Source organism: Butyrivibrio proteoclasticus (genome assembly GCF_900115735.1).
Classification (GTDB): Bacteria; Bacillota; Clostridia; order Lachnospirales; family Lachnospiraceae; genus Butyrivibrio; species Butyrivibrio proteoclasticus_B.
The window spans coordinates 38,706-56,190 of the sequence record NZ_FOXO01000019.1 but is presented as its reverse complement, the minus strand read 5'-3'; the positions used below and the strand labels follow the sequence as shown (position 1 = coordinate 56,190).

General features: G+C 34.8%; 17 protein-coding genes. All 17 read right to left on the bottom strand.

Annotation, left to right across the window (positions count from 1 at the left end):
• Positions 1-78: 78 nt before the first annotated feature.
• Positions 79-1,263: a glycosyltransferase family 2 protein gene (locus tag BM146_RS12150; protein WP_074889334.1), complete on the bottom strand. Its 1,185-nt coding sequence runs from the start codon at positions 1,261-1,263 to the stop codon at positions 79-81.
• 14 nt (positions 1,264-1,277) lie between these two features.
• Positions 1,278-2,903, bottom strand: a complete 1,626-nt coding sequence (locus BM146_RS12145) for a glycosyltransferase family 4 protein (protein WP_177201653.1) — start codon at positions 2,901-2,903, stop codon at positions 1,278-1,280.
• A gap of 21 nt (positions 2,904-2,924) precedes the next feature.
• Entirely contained in the window at positions 2,925-3,959 is a 1,035-nt protein-coding gene (locus BM146_RS12140) for a methyltransferase domain-containing protein (RefSeq protein WP_074889328.1), read from the bottom strand.
• A 78-nt stretch (positions 3,960-4,037) separates the two neighbouring features.
• Positions 4,038-4,820 (bottom strand): polysaccharide deacetylase WbmS family protein, encoded by a 783-nt coding sequence (locus BM146_RS12135; RefSeq protein ID WP_074889325.1) that lies wholly within the window; start codon positions 4,818-4,820, stop codon positions 4,038-4,040.
• Positions 4,810-4,977 (bottom strand): hypothetical protein, encoded by a 168-nt coding sequence (locus tag BM146_RS19855; protein WP_207649924.1) that lies wholly within the window; start codon positions 4,975-4,977, stop codon positions 4,810-4,812. The genes BM146_RS12135 and BM146_RS19855 overlap by 11 nt, the downstream gene beginning before the upstream one ends.
• A gap of 16 nt (positions 4,978-4,993) precedes the next feature.
• A complete protein-coding gene (locus tag BM146_RS12130) occupies positions 4,994-5,368 on the bottom strand; it encodes a hypothetical protein (RefSeq protein ID WP_074889322.1) in 375 nt (124 codons plus the stop codon).
• Positions 5,355-5,555 carry a hypothetical protein gene (locus tag BM146_RS12125; RefSeq protein WP_074889319.1) on the bottom strand — a complete coding sequence of 67 codons (201 nt, stop codon included), beginning with the start codon at positions 5,553-5,555 and terminating at the stop codon, positions 5,355-5,357. Before BM146_RS12125 ends, BM146_RS12130 begins: the two co-directional genes overlap by 14 nt.
• Positions 5,556-5,736: 181 nt before the next feature.
• A complete protein-coding gene (locus BM146_RS12120) occupies positions 5,737-6,054 on the bottom strand; it encodes a hypothetical protein (RefSeq protein WP_074889315.1) in 318 nt (105 codons plus the stop codon).
• Positions 6,051-6,725 (bottom strand): methyltransferase domain-containing protein, encoded by a 675-nt coding sequence (locus tag BM146_RS12115; RefSeq protein ID WP_074889311.1) that lies wholly within the window; start codon positions 6,723-6,725, stop codon positions 6,051-6,053. Before BM146_RS12115 ends, BM146_RS12120 begins: the two co-directional genes overlap by 4 nt.
• Entirely contained in the window at positions 6,700-7,608 is a 909-nt protein-coding gene (locus tag BM146_RS12110; RefSeq protein ID WP_074889307.1) for a polysaccharide deacetylase family protein, read from the bottom strand. The genes BM146_RS12115 and BM146_RS12110 overlap by 26 nt, the downstream gene beginning before the upstream one ends.
• Positions 7,609-7,631: 23 nt before the next feature.
• Positions 7,632-8,888: a glycosyltransferase family protein gene (locus tag BM146_RS12105; protein WP_074889303.1), complete on the bottom strand. Its 1,257-nt coding sequence runs from the start codon at positions 8,886-8,888 to the stop codon at positions 7,632-7,634.
• A gap of 311 nt (positions 8,889-9,199) precedes the next feature.
• The gene (locus BM146_RS12100) at positions 9,200-10,906 is read right to left on the bottom strand and encodes an SGNH/GDSL hydrolase family protein (RefSeq protein ID WP_074889301.1); all 1,707 of its coding nucleotides are present in this window, start codon (positions 10,904-10,906) and stop codon (positions 9,200-9,202) included.
• Between the two features lie 90 nt (positions 10,907-10,996).
• A complete protein-coding gene (locus BM146_RS12095; RefSeq protein ID WP_074889298.1) occupies positions 10,997-11,326 on the bottom strand; it encodes a hypothetical protein in 330 nt (109 codons plus the stop codon).
• A complete protein-coding gene (locus BM146_RS12090) occupies positions 11,313-13,154 on the bottom strand; it encodes a carbamoyltransferase family protein (protein ID WP_074889295.1) in 1,842 nt (613 codons plus the stop codon). The genes BM146_RS12095 and BM146_RS12090 overlap by 14 nt, the downstream gene beginning before the upstream one ends.
• A 58-nt stretch (positions 13,155-13,212) precedes the next feature.
• On the bottom strand, positions 13,213-14,334 hold the full coding sequence (gene aepY, locus BM146_RS12085; RefSeq protein WP_074889291.1) for a phosphonopyruvate decarboxylase: 1,122 nt from the start codon (positions 14,332-14,334) through the stop codon (positions 13,213-13,215).
• Positions 14,335-14,344: 10 nt separating this feature from the next.
• Positions 14,345-15,451 carry a phosphonoacetaldehyde reductase gene (locus tag BM146_RS12080; RefSeq protein WP_278308511.1) on the bottom strand — a complete coding sequence of 369 codons (1,107 nt, stop codon included), beginning with the start codon at positions 15,449-15,451 and terminating at the stop codon, positions 14,345-14,347.
• Between the two features lie 14 nt (positions 15,452-15,465).
• Positions 15,466-17,484 (bottom strand): phosphoenolpyruvate mutase, encoded by a 2,019-nt coding sequence (gene aepX, locus BM146_RS12075; RefSeq protein ID WP_074889284.1) that lies wholly within the window; start codon positions 17,482-17,484, stop codon positions 15,466-15,468.
• Position 17,485: the final 1 nt, after the last annotated feature.

The following is a 17,485-nucleotide window of genomic DNA, read 5'->3' as shown; positions in this document are numbered from 1 at the left end:
ATATAACTTTCATAAAACAATTCTAAAAATACACTTGATTCCTATTTTTACCCTTTCAACGCATCTACGAAATACCCGTTATTCTGAATCAATACTTTTCAAGCTAAAACCAAATCTCTCATTAGCAATTCTTATCAATTCAGAACAATGATTACGGATATAATTCCTATTTAGTTCATCAAAAGTGTAAACATCATTACTTTCATCTAAACACATTAAATCTATCTGCCCAACAATCTCATCACAATAGCTTTCAGTCAAAACAAGTATAGATGAATTAACCACATCATTTAATACTCTAGGAGAATTAACACTCCAACTGTAAAGTCTTCTCGTCTCATCATTTAAATTATTACTGACAATTGTTGTTATCTTCAATCCAGCTTTTTCTATAACCGGAATCAAAGTCTCTGCTATTTTCCCACAACCAAATACAATAACATTATCCGTTTTTTTTATCATCTCTATTAAAAACGATATCACTTGATATATGTTTTCATTTTCGGCAAAAAGTATACGATTAACTGCATCTAATGCATTCTCTGTCAAAGTGTTTAGCATCGGTTCACTAATCTTGCCATACTTTATAGCAGCTAAAAAAGCAATTTGAGTAATCTCGAGTTTTGTTTTAACTGATATACTTGAAACCCCTCCGCAATTGTAATAAGCAATATTGTATGGAATGAATTGAAAACTCCTTTTTTCGTTGTACCACTCATTTATCATTTTATAATCAGCTGCTATCCTATATGTTGTATCAAATTGTTGCCCTACATTTTTCATAAAAATAGCCTGATGACACATTGGCATTTTCCAATCAATGCATTCTATAGGTTCTGGCGACAGCGAACTGAATTTACCTCCGTTTACAGTAACCACTTTCCCATATAAAATATCTATCTCACAATTCAAATAGTCACTGACCACTTCAAGAATATCATTTGTATACCAATCATCGCCGTTAAGAAAATGAATATACTTTCCACAGGCCTTTTTTATCCCCTTATTCATGGCATCATAAATACCACCATCGCATTCGCTGACATAATATGATAAGTACTCTCTATATTTTTCTATTATTTCTACTGTTCCATCAGTAGACCCTCCGTCTATTATGATATACTCATATTCAGCATGGTTCTGATTTATCACAGATTTTATACAGCGTTCTATCGTATCTACACAATTATATGTTACCGTTATCACACTGATATCTATCTTTGGGGTATCATTTAACACATCTTTATCAATTCTATCCATCATTATCTAGCATATTATTACCACTCACGTGGAGCTAATACAAAAAAATCAGCACCATATACCTTGCCTGATTTTTTCAACTTATCAACTACATCCCACTGCCCATTTGCTAGTCCTATAAAAACAATACATTCATCATCATGAAAACACGAATCCGGTCTAAAGATTTCGAATCCACAGAATGTGCCGTTAACAAAAGTATCTATGATGCCTGTAATGATAAGAGTCGGAAAGAATACATTAATCAGCTCTATCGTTGTTTTCCCATATCTTCCCGCCCCCCACACGTAGAAGCGCTTACCTTCAGAAATTGCTCTATTTATTCTTTGTCTATAATATGCGATATACCAAACTTTAGAACTTGCCACTCTTGGCTCAGTAAACCTATACTTATTCTCTTTATAAACTGTAATTATTTCAAAGAAATCCTTCCTAAGATCATAAATCGAATAGCGATGTTTTTTTACATCCTTAACTCTATCGGTCAGGACGAAATAATAATAATCCAATAGTTTTTTCTGTATTCTTTTCCAAGAATGGTTTTCTTCGGCTGTATAAACAGCATTTCTGCTAATATCTTCGGCTTTTCCTTCTTCTATCGTTTTTTTAACTTTTAGTAATATTTCAGAAAAGCATTCACATGAAAATCCAGTAGTCAAATATCCATTATTTTCATCATCAATTATTTCAGGAATTCCACCTACTGAAGTAGAAATAATTATCAATCCATGAGACATAGCCTCAGAAATGACATTAGGATATGATTCTCGAACACTTCCACATATTAATACATCAGCATCATCATATACTTTCTCCATTTCATTGCAAAATCCATTAAATCTTATATAATCTGAATACCCATACTCTTTAACAAATTCTTTGCATATAGTGGCATAAGTGTTACCATCATCTCCATAAACATCAAGGGTTCCTACAACTCCCCTGTTTATAGCTTCCGCAAATCCCTTAATCACCTCCAATTGATTCTTTAGCGAATATATTGAACCAACTATAACGCACTTCATATTGCCAGGATTGAATGGCTTTTTCTTCTTAGAAATCTTCTCAACCACAGTTCTAATACATGTGTACTGTACACCTATATGCTCTTTCCACTGTTCACCCCAATAATAAGAATCGCAAATCATATAATGTGGAAAAACATCCACATACTCGGTAGCAAAAAAATCATTTGTAAGAGGATATATATTCATAATGTGCGGAATTCCCAATTCTCTTCCTGCTAACTCAGCAATAATATTTAATTGAACGGAGTGAATTAAGTCAGGCTTGATTTCAGAAATACGTTTCTTTATCACATCATAGTTTTCATCTATGCATATAATATCTATATCTTCTGGCTGTGAAGAAATTGAGAAATCAAACACTTCAAATTCAAGATTGTACTTGTAAAACAAATCTGTAAACTGACTTGATATATTCTTTCCGCTATGACTTGATAAGAAAAAAAATAATTTTACCCCGTGCCGTTTTGCTAGCAAAGCCTGATGAACCAGTGTATGAACAGCCCCACCGTATTCCTGACCATAATCCAAAAAATATAAAACTGTTAAATTAAGGTATCGTTCTTCACTCATTTCGTATCTCATATTATCTGTATATGATGAACTTCCTTTTTCCACACCATAGCAATTTAACACTGATCATTGTTTTTTTAATTCCAATATGAATTTCAAATAAACAAATTCATCCTTCTCCACCTCATCATCGGGCAAACTATATACTGTTGGCATAAGGCCATGTTCCCTTGCCGGAGTAAGGACACGTTTCTCTAAAGCTCTGACATCATAGAATCTTGCTAACGGAATCCAAGACCAGCAGTCAGTACGAATACATTCTAACGACTCATCATCTGCATAACCTTTGCCATAATTGTTCGGTGAACACGTTGACAAATACTGTTTATGCATATACAACGGTGCGATTACCAGTTTAGAATCCTTTTTTAAGACACGCGCCATCTCTTGAATCAGCGCAGTATCTGCATTGTAAAGAAACATTTCAAACGAAGAATGCATAGACGCACCTGAAACGCTATTATCCTTAAAATGCGTACGAGTCGCATCCTCGCATAGATAGTATGACTCCTGCGAGAATTCCCCTTCTTCCAAATCTAAAGCAAACGCAGAAATATTCCTTTTATCATGCAAAAATTTAGCAAACGGACTTCCTGCCGCTCCCAAATCCAAGAACACGTCATTTTCATTAAACGAAGAAAGATCATGAAGCTTCTCAGTTATAAAGTATTCCATTATCTTTCTTCTATATCTTTTGTTTGAATTAATTCGATACACATCTTCAAAGTTCAAACTCTTTGCAAAAGCTTCTAATTCTTTTTTCTCTATTTCATACGGAATCACTTTAACGACTTCTTTTAAGTCATCCTCTATTCCGTTTAGGTCTTCCATTAATAATTCCGGAACGAGTGGATCGTTTGGATGTTCAAGCAAACCTTCGTAATACGCTCTCTCGATAGCATAAATCCAATCATCCCATTCATACATTTTTTTATTTTCAAGGAAAGAGCCTATCTCATCAATAAAGTGCGATGAAATAAATACATAATAATCCGGATTAACTCGTTCTGGTCCAATTAATGATTTTCCCTCAAATTGCGATAATCCTTCCGCCTTTTTGTCAATCCATACCCAGTCATCTATGCCCATTTCAATAAGCATATCTCTAACGACTGAAGAATTCGAACCAATCCCCCATATTGCTGGTGTCCTTCGTTTAACTTTCTCCTTTAAAAAAAATCATAAAGAAGGTTGTACATCCTGTCCCTCCAAACACATTTTATAGGCATCGAGAAGGCTAATAACCTTCGCACCATTACTTAAAGCATCTTCAATCATGTCATTTATAAAATCTCTAATTCCTAACCCATCATACTTCAACTCTTTTAACCGACTTTCATCCATTCCGTTCCACTCTTCTCTTGACAATCTATCTTTAATACCTCTTGTATATGAAAAATACGGAGTATTAAGTGCATAATGCATTGGATGGATATTAATCACTTTCAAACCGTTTCTACGAAAATAATCCTTAAAATGAGAATATTGCAGCTCTTTATTGTGTTCAATATGCGCACCGTCTTCAAAAAAAACTGGGAAACTAATCATACCAGACCGATGCGCAAAAGGTCCAACAACATCCATGTTTGTACATAGATTGGACTCATATCTATATCCCTTGTTCCATAGATACTTGTATACATCATTGCTCGCATACCATCTGTGACACCTGAAAACCTTTGTATCGGAAACTAAACCACAACAGAAATCAAGAATCTCTTCCTGATTATTACCTTGGCTACTCGGCATTATAAGATTTGGATGAATACCTACATCTATTGCTTCAGTAAATTTCTTGACTTCAGCAGATGTATGGGTGATAAATACAGTTGGTCTGATTTTATTCCCAACGAACATTTCTAGTGTGTCCTTTATAGCACATTCCGGTGCCCAATCCAAATCCGTAGTAAATGATATATAATTTTCTTTAAGCAACTTCTCTCGAACTCTATCAAGTTTCATGCTTTTCTATACTCTCCTCAACTATATGTGTTATGGGAATTATATGATTACGTATATCTAATCTCCTAAATAAATGCCTAATGTATTTCATAGCATGTTCAGGTGTTATAACAATAGGAACAGCTTTATCTAATAAATCCTCTTCTACACCATACACTTTCAAATCACAGAAACTATCTTTTGTCTTTTGTCTCTACAACAAATCCTTTCACGTCAATATTCGAAGAAATCTGTTCATATAATAATTCGCCAGCATGTGCTGTTCCGTATATATAAACACTTTCATAATGATTATTCTTAAAATAATCAACTAATCTATTGCCTGTAACAACAGCTTTAATCCAATTGTAGTAAAGACCATCATAAAACTTGTACAATTCATTTTGCGTTGTAACATTTAATACGGCTAATGTATCTTCGACAATTCGCCGATCTAAGATAACCTCTTGTGGAAGCTTATATTCAGCTATCCTTTCATCATCAAATGAAGTATACCGATGATGCTTATGTTTTGAATTAGTTCCCCCGCCTTCTCTACCAATGTCCATTGCTAGTCCAATCGACGGAATCACCTGAAAGCTCTTTAATTTGACCTGGTACAATGACCATATCATCACTAGACTTAAGAATGGTAAACATACCACTTAGCCATCCCTCAATGATGCCCTTTTTTACATTAAATACATCCGCAAACTCAGGAATAATAATTGTACATATCCATATTGCTCTAATCATTTTACACGGTATATTCCCTTCTTAAGCTATAACCTCAACATTGAGGCCCCTACTTTAATCTTTTTTTGCAAAAGCGTAAGCCATTGGCAGCCCAACATACCCCATTCCTACAACTGCCAGCTTCACAACTTGCCTTTCCAAGAGACTGATTATTGATGTATCCATTATTCTTACCCCTAAATCAAACAATAATCAAATGAGATCTTAGCCTTGCGTTATAATCCAATGACAAATACATTTCTCGAGCATAGCCCCCTCCAACAAGTATTTCTCCACTTGGAAACATCTTTTCAGCATCGCTCAATGAATATATCTTATATCCCGAAACACAACTACCGTATCGGTAATTATCAATAAACCCTTTAACCCTATCCGATAAATCATTCACTTTTAGATAATCCAATATCAGAATACCTGTCTTTCCTGCTCCGTATATCAGGAGACTATCAGCCTTTTTCATTTTTTCAATGTCATATACTATATCGCCAATGTGTATCATAAACTATTCACTTTCTTAGCATCTATTCCATAAATAACAGGATAATCTTTATCGATAAACTTAAAATCCTCGGCACTTAAATCCTCGGCACATAACCCATATAAAAAGGCAATTGCTGTCTTAACATTTCCGTAGGTCTTGACATTGACATTATCTCTTCCAAAGACCGAATCAAACAGCTCATGAATTCCATCTTCGTAAAAGCCATAAAAATGTCCCCATCTATCTCGATCATAAGTAGAAACCTGAGAAATACCGGACACAGTTAGCAAAGCATGCCCTCCTGGCTTTAACATGCGGTATATATTAGTTACACATTTTCTTACATCTTTGACAAACATCATTGTCTGAGTAATTATTGCACAATCAACAATACACTCTTCTATACCATCCCCAGAGACTAAATCTCCTCTTATAGCGTTCTTATCGTCAGTATAATGAAGTTTCATACTATGCGTCACCTTGTCTCCACCATACCTACGAGTGTATGTATCCTCTGCTATTTCCAGACAGTCACCGAATATTTTTTCTCTGCATTCATCAAGAAATGATTCTATGTATATTCGATCAATTGCCGTTCCCCTATCTAGTCCAAATACTCTACTCACCGGAGATGTCTGCATTTTTTTAATTCTATAAATCAATTCATTGTCGTTTGCCCCATAACTCATTCATTTTCTCCTTGAATTCCCACAATCCCCAATCGCGAACACATATCCTTGGAATGTCATACATTCCTTCTCCAGCAGTCCATGTACCACTATTAGTGCTGAACGCTTTCTCTACCCCATGTTCACGAACTATTGCTATCGTATTTGTATCAAAATCAAACTCTTTCTGACCGAATGGATACGAAAAAACACATACTTCTCTTTGAATAATATCCCCTATGGTTTCTATTGATCTATAAATCTCACTTCTCTGCTCTTCTCCACTTAATGTCTTTAATGATGGGTGTGTCATTGTATGTGCGCCAATTGTAATAAGAGGGTTATGACTTATTTCTTGTAATTCTCCTACATTCATAATCTCGTCCACTCTATGTTCTGCTTTACTCCATGTCCTTAATTGCTCAAGCCATCGACTCCTCTTTTTGCTATCAATCAGGTTCTTCATCATGAAATGAATAGAATTATAGCTATCTTTTTGGTGTGCGTAACTACTCATGTCAAAAGTGTAACCATATTCATCATCAATCAACTCGAACCTATGACTGTTTTCATTGTTACAGAATATATAGTCTTCCAATTCATCCCACCAAAACTCATGTATTTCTTCAACAATCCCACCAGTAACAAAGATACTTACAGGTATCTCTATTTCATTGATAATTGGAATTACATTTAAATAGAAATCCCTGTAACCGTCATCAAATGTTATACATACAGAATTAATATCAATAGATTCCCAATCATCATCTGCTCGAACAATATTATAATTTTTCTTCAAATACAGCATTTGTTGCTTGAAGTTTTCCTTTATAACTGCCAAAAGATTGTAATCATTTTTTAGATCGTTTACTCTATGATAATATAATGTTAAAATCTCACTCATACTTTATTCTCATCGTTCTTCCATCAAACAAGTTCTGCTATTGAAATCACCGGAACAGTCGCTTGCTTTGCAATACTCCTACTTATATCATAAAAATCCATAACAGGCGTAATCACAATTACATCACACTCCGGAATAATATCACTTGGCGCAATAATATAAACTCCATCTATGGGATTTTTCTTATTCTTGTCAATTAAGCATACTACATCTAGTCCCTCTTTTCGAATCTCATGGATAAGATGCTTTGCAAGATCGCCTGCACCATATATCGCAATTCTTTTCATTCTGTTTGCTTTGAAGTACTGACATATAGATATTTCTTTTTCCTTTAGAATCATCCAATTGTTTAAAATCTTGTAATATTCATGCCATTTAGAATTTTCTGGACTTAGATTTTTGAAATTCTCATAATCTTTTAGTTTCCAGAACAACTCCCTATATTCCTCATCAATCTCTTTGTTTTCTGTGATACTCTCAAACGAGTAAACCGCCTCTGATAAATCTATGGCCTGCTGGGGAATATCTTCTGACACATGTGTTCCGTCTTCCCCACAATGATATACTCTGCTCTTAACCGGATAGACCGTTTTCATTTCATGCTTAAACTGACAATAATCCCACTCAATAGCCCACGAATCTAAAAATCCTTCCTTTTGCTGTTTTAAAAGATACGGCATGTCATATCCGCGTTCACTAAATCTATCTTGAAGAGAATAATCACCCTTAAAGCTATCATAGTCCTTCAAATCCCAATCTACTAGCTCCCATCTATCTTTCCACGTTGCAAAGCCACAGGAATTACCACGACCATGTAAATAGAAATCCGTTTTTAATAACCCTAAAGATTTTAAAGGAAAAGTTAATCCTGAAATGGACCAAACTTCTTTGTTATTTTCAAAAACTCTTAGTCCTTCCTCCATATAGTCCAAAAAGTCCTTTGAAACAATCAAATCATCTTCTAAATCTATAACCTTACCATATTGCCCAATAATCTTACTAACGCCATTTATCACTGACTTTCTGCAGCCCAAATGTTCCTCTGAAAAGAAATGTGTTACGGAGTGGAAAAACTTTTCTCTCTCAACAATCTTTATATATTCTTGAACTGCGTATACTTTTTTTTGATCGTCTGGTCTTTTATAACTCGGTGCATCACAGAAGAAAAAAACATCATAATACGTCGAATGATTACATTCTTTGAGAGATTCTATCAATCTTCGTAACTTATCTTCTCTGGAATAGCAAAAGATCACTACCGGTGTCTTATTATATTTCATGTTCTTTATGGGATTAGCTCAATTTATCTTTTAGCTTTCCCTTACCCCTTCCTTCTGTAATTAACTCTCTTTATCTGCTCTTATTCCACTTATCGAAAGGATGTGATAAACAAAACGCAATAAATAGCATCATCTGCTGTCATTATTTGTTCTCAAATTTTTACAATAATTTTTCAAACTCTTGATGCCATTTTTCATTAGTGTGGCGCTATACAGTTTTTTATGTTTTTCTAAGTAATAATACCATAATCAGTATGGCGCTATATTTAACATTGATTGTAAGTAATTATCTACAGAAAGCCTCTTTTTTGTTAAAACTGTTCAAACAGCATCATTAACACTTTTTCTTCCACAGAATCAAGAATTCTATCGACTCCATCTTCAGAATAATGACAAAAATCTATATACATTCCGTTTACATGGTGGAATATACTAAATAAATTAAGTATCATTTCCATATCATTTTGGGATTTAATAAAAAAATCTTTTGAGGATTCTAAATATATTTCTCTCTCGAACATCATTTTTTCCGACAAACTCATATTTTCCATATAAAAATTATTAGGTTGTAATATCCCCAAATATTTTGCACCAATTGATTCAGAATAATCCTTGATAATTTTCTGGATTCTTTTCCAATAGTGATATGCCCCTTCATCTCTTACGAGCCCTGTATTTATTTCTTTTTCTTCCATTTCATTTCTTAAAAACTCATACCATCTCCACTCATTAAATCTATTTAAATCGGTATCTAACATATCATTTGTTCCACTAAAAGATATTACTAAATCCGGTTTGATATAGTAACCATCTCTTAACAAAATAAATAATTCATCAGCTACTTTTGCTCCACTTTGGGCGCCAATATAAAAAGTACATTTTTTATTTTTATTATTTAATCGTTCCCACAGACGGCGTGCCCAGCTTTTAATACTATAATATCCATCATGAGTTGTAGATCCGCCTAATACCATAATTTTGTATGATGAATCATTCTCATCACCGCAAATCGACCAAAGAGAATTTGTTGTATCATGAAAAACATAACTGTATGATATGAGGGGGTCAGCTACATAACGAATTTTTCCATTAAAAAAATCTTTTCCCAATGTGTACTCTTGTATAGCTGCAAAATTCAAATCCTTTAATTTAAAACCTAAAGAATATAAGATTTCTAAAAAATACCATCGTCTCTGCTTATCAAATTCATCAACAATTACCGTAGAATCTTTAATCTCATCAACATCCCATATACTAGATATCCCACAATCACCTTCTACATTGATTTGATTCATTACAATACCAAATTCTTCAAAAACTGCTTTAATATATTGAGAATGAATACTATTATTAGCACATAAATATACTTTTCTTTCTTCTTTCAAAGCTTTTTCTATTACAAGCATCAAATTTCCATTATGAATTCCAGCATCTGTCCATATAATATCTGTATATATGTCGCAAATACAATCATCTAAAACCTCATATATTTCAGATAAAGCCTCCTCTTTTTTTACACCAATTACTATTACATCATCTTCAGAATAGTTCTCTCTTTTATAAACATTAACCATCTTATCGTTTTTTATCTTTTTTTCATTATCTGAACTAACTATATAAGAATCTATATCCACATTGTTCAGGTTTAACTGCCTTAATACTATATCCGAGTAATCACCAGCACCGAAAATATGCACTTTTTTCCCACTTAAGCGAAATGAATATATGTCTTTTAATTGAACTATACAAATTGTATCCTTATATTTTAAAACGCTTTTATAAAACTCATTTACGATTACCACGCATTGAGGATCATTTATACATTCATTTAGTGAGAAAACAGGAATGCATAGAATAGTTTTACCCACATATTCGGATTCTTCCGTTACGAAACCGACTACTTTTATTCTGCTCAGCACAAGCTTTGCAAGAACATCTAATGATTCCTTATTTGTATGCCAAATATAAATATGCTTTTTTTTGTATTTTTCATCAACATCGTGTAATAACCTTAACATAGAACTCCTTTGTTGATCATACTAAGCTTATCGTGGTAAAGAAGCGCAGTATAAAATATGGTTTCTGTTTATCTATAATAATTGCTCAGATTACATCGCGTATATATAATCCGGCATTTTCCCTTTTGTGTTAGAATCCATTCTATTAAAAGAACTATGTTCTTTCGATAAATGATATTTAAAGCTTATTTTTAATAGGATGTTGACTAATTCCAGATTATCTTCATCTCTATCACTAGTAACCATTTGTTTGAAACAATCTATTGTTTTTTCTTCAATATAAACGAGATTATTATCTGATTTACATTCTTGATAATAACTCTCTGCATTTTTATCAATCTGCTTGAAAATTTCCTTTTTCTCCACCCTATTGATGTAATTTATAATAACCGTCAAATCATTTTCATTAATCAAGCTCATATATTGCCGACTCCTCTATTTTCACATCTTGTTCTTCTTTTATCAAAAGATAATTTCCAAGCACTAAAACATCCATATCTGTAGACATGAAGCATATGCACGCATCTTTAGGCGTAAGAACAATAGGTTCACCTCTAACATTAAATGATGTATTTACAACCATTCCACACCCAGTTTTTTCTTCAAACTTTTTTATCAATTCATAAAAGAACGGATTTATTGCTTTATCCACGGTTTGAACCCTTGCTGAATAATCTACATGAGTTACCGCTGGTACAGATGAACGTTTCATTTCAATAACAGGAATCATATTTTCATGATTTTTTTCCATTTCTTCTTTTAAGCAAAAATCATTCTTTATTTCATCTCTTATATACGTACAAAACAGCATATATGGATTATTTACAGTATCAGTAAAATAATCTTTTTCTCGATATGATAATACAGCCGGTGCAAACGGCCTAAATGACTCTCTATGCTTTATTTTTAGGTTCAATTTTTTCTGCATACTTTCTGAACGTGGGTCTGCAATTATACTTCTATTTCCTAACGCTCTTGGACCATACTCCATTCTTCCCCTAGCTAATCCAATTACCATTTCCTCATCAAGAAAATCTGCTATTGTTTTTATTAGCTGTCCGTCATCATATTTATAATATTTATATCCTTTTTCATCTAGATATCTTTTAATACAATCATCATCATATGATGGTCCCCAAAATGATCCTTTTTGAATACTATTAACCCCATCACATACTCGCTTTATATTTGAATTGGTATAATAATAATAGTAAGCTGCCCCTAACGCTCCACCTGCATCACCAGCAGCAGGTTGGACCCAAATATTATTAAATATATTCTCGCGTTTAAGAACACCATTTGCTACACAATTAAGTGCAACACCTCCTGCCATAACCAAATTATCCGTAACAGCTCCATATTTTTTCTTTGCATGTATTGCCATTTTTACGATGACTTCCTCAACAACTTTCTGGATTGAAGCAGCCATATCTGCCTCTCTTTTTGTAATCTCACTTTCAGGCTTGCGTCTTTTACCATTAAATAGTCTTTCAAACGATTCATTTGTCATTTCCCTACCATACATATATCCAAAATAGTCAAGATTTAAGCGATACGATCCATCATCCTTTATATCTATCAAATTTTCTTTAATTAATTTATAATACGTGGGTTCTCCATATGGCGCTAACCCCATTAACTTATAATCCCCATAATTCACTCTGAAACCTGTAAAATATGTAAAAGCACTATACAACAACCCTATAGAATGCGGATATTCTATCACTTGATCTAATAGTATAGTTTCATTATTTCCATATCCAATTGCAGTAGTTGTCCATTCTCCAACACCATCTACAGTTATAATAGCAGCATTTGGGTATGGCGAAGGGTAAAATGCTGATGACGCATGTGATATGTGATGTTTAGAAAAAAACAATTTATCATTTTTCCCCAACGCATTTGTCCCAAGTAATTCTCTTAAATCGTCTTCAACCCAAATTTTTTTTAATAGTAACGAATCTAAAGAGTGGTTTAATAAATCTTGACAATCATGCCCCACAAATAAACAATTTGAAATGAAGCGATTTAATGTTAAAAAGGGATTGTCATAAAATACTATTGCATCAAGATCTTCTAATCTACACTTTCCTTCATTTAGGCAATACTTGATGCTATTTTTCGGCAAAGATGGATCATGTTTTATCCTCGTATATCTTTCTTCTTGAACTGCCGCTATAATCTTTCCATCTTCTAATAAAGCAGCTGAAGAATCATGGTATAGTGCTGAAATTCCTAATACTCTCATATGTCAAAACTCCCTATTTTCGTGGTGTGTAAACCAAATATTAACATACTTTGTCATGTCACAATGATACTAAATATTCCATAAACCTTTTCTTATTTTCTAATGGCATTGTTTTTGGTCTACCTAATTCTTTTCTTGATTCGATAGAACTTCTAACCTCCAAGAACCTAAGTTCATCACCAGTCTTTGCTTTTTCAAGTTCCCTATCTAGTTTTTCATAGTTGTTTATAGAAACAGCATAAGGATACCCACAGGCTTTTGCTATACTTATCAAGTCAATATTTCTTGCAACTGTAGGCATCCCACCTACAGATTCATGTGCACCATTATTAATAACTATGTGAATCATGTTTCTTGGTCTATTATCACCAATAACCGCCATTGCCCCTAGGTGCATAAGCACTGCACCATCACCATCAATGCACCAAATTCTTTCGTTGGTCTTATTTAATGCAACACCTAAAGCAATAGAACTACTATGCCCCATAGAGCCTACTGTTAAAAAGTCATACTTATGAGAGTGTTTATTTATCTCACGAATTTCATATAATTCACGCGACGCTTTACCTGTAGTACTAATAATCGGATCTCCATCAGTAACAGCAATAATATGTCGAATAATCTCCTCTCGAATCATGCTGTTCTCATTGCTAAATCTCACCTTTGGAGCATCTGTCAAAGCACCTTTTCCAATCACAAAAGCCACTGAGTTACCAGATAAGAGAATATGCTTAAATTTCCTCATTGTATCAGCCACTTCATAATCTGATGTGTCCGCATGAATCACAAATGACTTAACCTTCATATCATCAAGCAATCTTAGTGTTACTTCTCCCTGATAGATATGTTGAGGTTCATCATGAACACCCGGTTCTCCGCGCCAACCTATGACAAACACAACTGGGATGCCGTAAACCTTCTCGTTTAGAAGGCTTACCATCGGGTTGATTGCATTTCCTTCACCACTATTCTGCATATACACAACAGGCACTTTCCCCGTTGCAAGATGATATCCTGCAGCTATGCCCACAGCATTTCCTTCATTTGCTGCAATAATATGGTGCTTACCTTCAATGCCGTATGTGTTATAAAGATAGTCACAGAGAGGTCTTAACTGGCTATCAGGCACTCCCGTATAAAAGTCAGAATTTATAATCTTTACAAAATCTTCTACTTTCATTCCTTAAATGCTACCTCACAATCTCCTTATAGAGATTCGTTATATCATCCTCATTAAGTTTTACCGGATTATTTGAAAGCCGCACAGGATTTACATTCCTGCTAAGTTCTTCTATATCTTCTTTATTTCCAACCAGATGCATCAGTTCTAATCTATCAACGATATTCTGGAATTTCATGCACCCATCCATTAGATCATTTTCTCCAAATGCTTCAGCGAGTTCTATAAACGTTTCCTTAAGGTATTTATTACCACGCTTATCAATGCACGCTTCTTCAGATGCCTTTAGCATCCAAGGCCATAACTCCCGCACACAAAGTGCAGCTGCATGACCATGACTAATCCCATATTTGCTTGTTAATCCATAACACATTGCATGACCAGCCGTAGTTTGAGTTATGTTGATTGCTTTTCCAGCTATAAATGCTGCTTTCTGCATTATTGAATTCTTGCTGTTATCACCAACTACAAACTCATCGATATTTTCAATAATCAATTCTATAGCCGTTCTCGAATATTCCTTGCTATCATTAGTACTGTTAACAGACCAAAATGACTCTACTGCATGGCAAAGAGCATCCATTACTGTGCTCTTCTTTTGATAGTCAGGTAATGAATCCAGAACTCTCGGATCAAATAAAACCGCATCAGGAATGATAGTATCTGATGTAATCGATTGCTTATTGCCACCATAATACACAACCGCATATCGTGTTGCTTCCGAACCTGTTCCCGCTGTTGTAGGTATCACAAGAAGTTCTGTGTTGTTCACTTCTCCGTCACTCTGCAACCAAGAACCATTTTTCCCATCTCCTGGGAGCTTAGCATAAAGCTTTATACATTTTGCTACATCAATGGCACTCCCACCGCCAACAGCCATAAGAAAATCACATCCTGATTCTCTGTATTTTCTCACTCCTTCAACAACAGACTCATATAACGGGTTAGGCTTAAAATCTGAAAATTTAACTATTTTAATTCTTTTTGATAGATCACTAATATAATCGTTGATTTTCAAATATTGTAATGAATCGCCACAAACAAGAAATATCGATTGTATATTCTTCTCTTTAACGTACTTATCCAACTCTTGATAATCTTCTGTGGCATGTAAGATCTTCTGTTCCAGTTTTATACCTCCTCAGGGATAAGCCGTATAATCTCAGAAAAAGGCATTAGGAAATCATCACATTCTTTTGCGCGATGGTTTATAAGAACTGTTTCCGCCGCCTTCTGAATCGCCGGAACCGTAGCTCTCATCAGCTGATTTGCATAAATGACCACATTTACGCCTCTATCCTTGAATTCTTCTTCCGTTACCGTGTTAAAACTTGTCGGAACAACAACAAGAAACGTGCTCTTATCTACGCTTCTGAATTGATCAATGAATTCAAAAATCTCATCAGGCTCTTTCTTTCTGCTGTGGATCATTATTGCATCCGCTCCAGCCTCTACATACGCCCTGGCTCGATTCAGCGCATCATCAAGGCCTTTTTCAAGTATCAAGCTCTCAATCCTGGCACAGATCATAAACTCTTTCGTTTGTTGAGCAGCTTTTCCTGCCCTGATTTTAGCCGAAAAGTTCTCTATACTATCCTGAGTTTGCTCAACTTCCGTTCCAAATAAGCTATTCTTTTTTAGACCGGTTTTATCTTCGATGATTACCATCGAAACTCCAAGACGCTCAAGGCTTCTTACTGTATAAGTGAAGTGTTCTCTCCTTCCGCCAGTATCACCATCAAAGATAATAGGTTTTGTCGTTACCTCCATTAAATCTTCAATAGTGCGGAATCTACTTGTCATGTCTACAAGCTCTATGTCCGGTTTCCCTTTAGCCGTAGAATCGCATAAAGAGCTAACCCACATAGCATCAAACTGATGAGCTTCACCCTTGTCATGAACAATGGTATTTTCCACTATCAATCCAGTAAGTCCATCATGAGCTTCCATAGCTGTGATAAGCCCTTGTAGCTCCATACTCCTCTTTAATCTGCCCCTTCTGACATGTGGCATAGATAGTTCCGTCTTCGTTCTTGCTTCTAAATCCTTATATTTCTGCTCTGAACTATATGGGAATTCAACTAATCGCCCACCATAAACAGCCAATTCTGATACTACTTCATCTCGTACAGGCTTCTGAAATCCACACTGCCAATCATCCCCATGTACAACATAATCCGGCTGATATTTCTCTATATTTGTCTTGTAGCTCAAGCTGTCCTGCTTTACAACTTTCCATACTCCAGCTATAGAACTAAACATTGCCTTACGATCCTCATAAGGAATCAAAGGATATCGTTTATAACTTGCTACTGCTTCATCAGACATCACACCGATGATTAATTTACCCAATTTTTGCGCTTTTCGGATAATACTGATATGACCACCATGTAACATATCTGTGCTGAAGCACATATAGACTGTTCTATTTTCAATTTCATGAAGACGACTTGATACCACAGCTAAATCTTCAGTAGTATCAACCTCATTGCAAAGACGGTTTTGTACATCAAGCGGTGTGATGATACACTCTTTGCTTACCTCATTAAATGCATTCTCGGCATAGCATTTCTGCTTATTTTCTTCTCCGGATTCGATGTAATCAGTAATCCTATCCAGCCACACCTTCCAATCAGCTTTATTAATCTTATATAACGGTTGGGCAGCCACAGCTTCGCTGAAAAACTCAATACCTATTTCCTTGATACGTCCATCTTTAAGTACAGCCTTAAAGTCCTTCTCAGGCAGAGCAACCGAACTGCTTACTGCCATACAAGAAGCATTTGAGGCCACAACATCATTCAACACGGAATTCTCAAATACCATATCACCGTGCATTAGAATAATGTCATCATCCAAATAGTCCCTGGCACAATAAATTGAATAAATGTAATTGGTACTATCGTATTTCTCATTCTTTACAAATGTGATATTCAACGGGAGTTCAAGGCTCTGGACATAATTAACCAATACGCCGTCATAATATCCTGTTGTGATAATTACATCATCTATCCCAACCTGAGATAATGTATTCAATTGTCTCGACAATATGGTTTCGTGATTAGAAACCTCTGTCATGCATTTAGGTTGTTCTGATGTTAGTACTCCCATCCGAGTACCCATGCCAGAGTTAAGTATAAGTGCCTTCATA

Coding starts and splice junctions, on each gene's coding strand:
- BM146_RS12150 (WP_074889334.1), bottom strand. CDS start 1,263: ATGATGGATAGAATTGATAAAGATGTGTTAAATGATACCCCAAAGATA.
- BM146_RS12140 (WP_074889328.1), bottom strand. CDS start 3,959: ATGCTTATTGAAATGGGCATAGATGACTGGGTATGGATTGACAAAAAG.
- BM146_RS12135 (WP_074889325.1), bottom strand. CDS start 4,820: ATGAAACTTGATAGAGTTCGAGAGAAGTTGCTTAAAGAAAATTATATA.
- BM146_RS12130 (WP_074889322.1), bottom strand. CDS start 5,368: ATGGACATTGGTAGAGAAGGCGGGGGAACTAATTCAAAACATAAGCAT.
- BM146_RS12125 (WP_074889319.1), bottom strand. CDS start 5,555: ATGATTAGAGCAATATGGATATGTACAATTATTATTCCTGAGTTTGCG.
- BM146_RS12120 (WP_074889315.1), bottom strand. CDS start 6,054: ATGATACACATTGGCGATATAGTATATGACATTGAAAAAATGAAAAAG.
- BM146_RS12115 (WP_074889311.1), bottom strand. CDS start 6,725: ATGAGTTATGGGGCAAACGACAATGAATTGATTTATAGAATTAAAAAA.
- BM146_RS12110 (WP_074889307.1), bottom strand. CDS start 7,608: ATGAGTGAGATTTTAACATTATATTATCATAGAGTAAACGATCTAAAA.
- BM146_RS12105 (WP_074889303.1), bottom strand. CDS start 8,888: ATGAAATATAATAAGACACCGGTAGTGATCTTTTGCTATTCCAGAGAA.
- BM146_RS12100 (WP_074889301.1), bottom strand. CDS start 10,906: ATGTTAAGGTTATTACACGATGTTGATGAAAAATACAAAAAAAAGCAT.
- BM146_RS12095 (WP_074889298.1), bottom strand. CDS start 11,326: ATGAGCTTGATTAATGAAAATGATTTGACGGTTATTATAAATTACATC.
- BM146_RS12090 (WP_074889295.1), bottom strand. CDS start 13,154: ATGAGAGTATTAGGAATTTCAGCACTATACCATGATTCTTCAGCTGCT.
- aepY (WP_074889291.1), bottom strand. CDS start 14,334: ATGAAAGTAGAAGATTTTGTAAAGATTATAAATTCTGACTTTTATACG.
- aepX (WP_074889284.1), bottom strand. CDS start 17,484: ATGAAGGCACTTATACTTAACTCTGGCATGGGTACTCGGATGGGAGTA.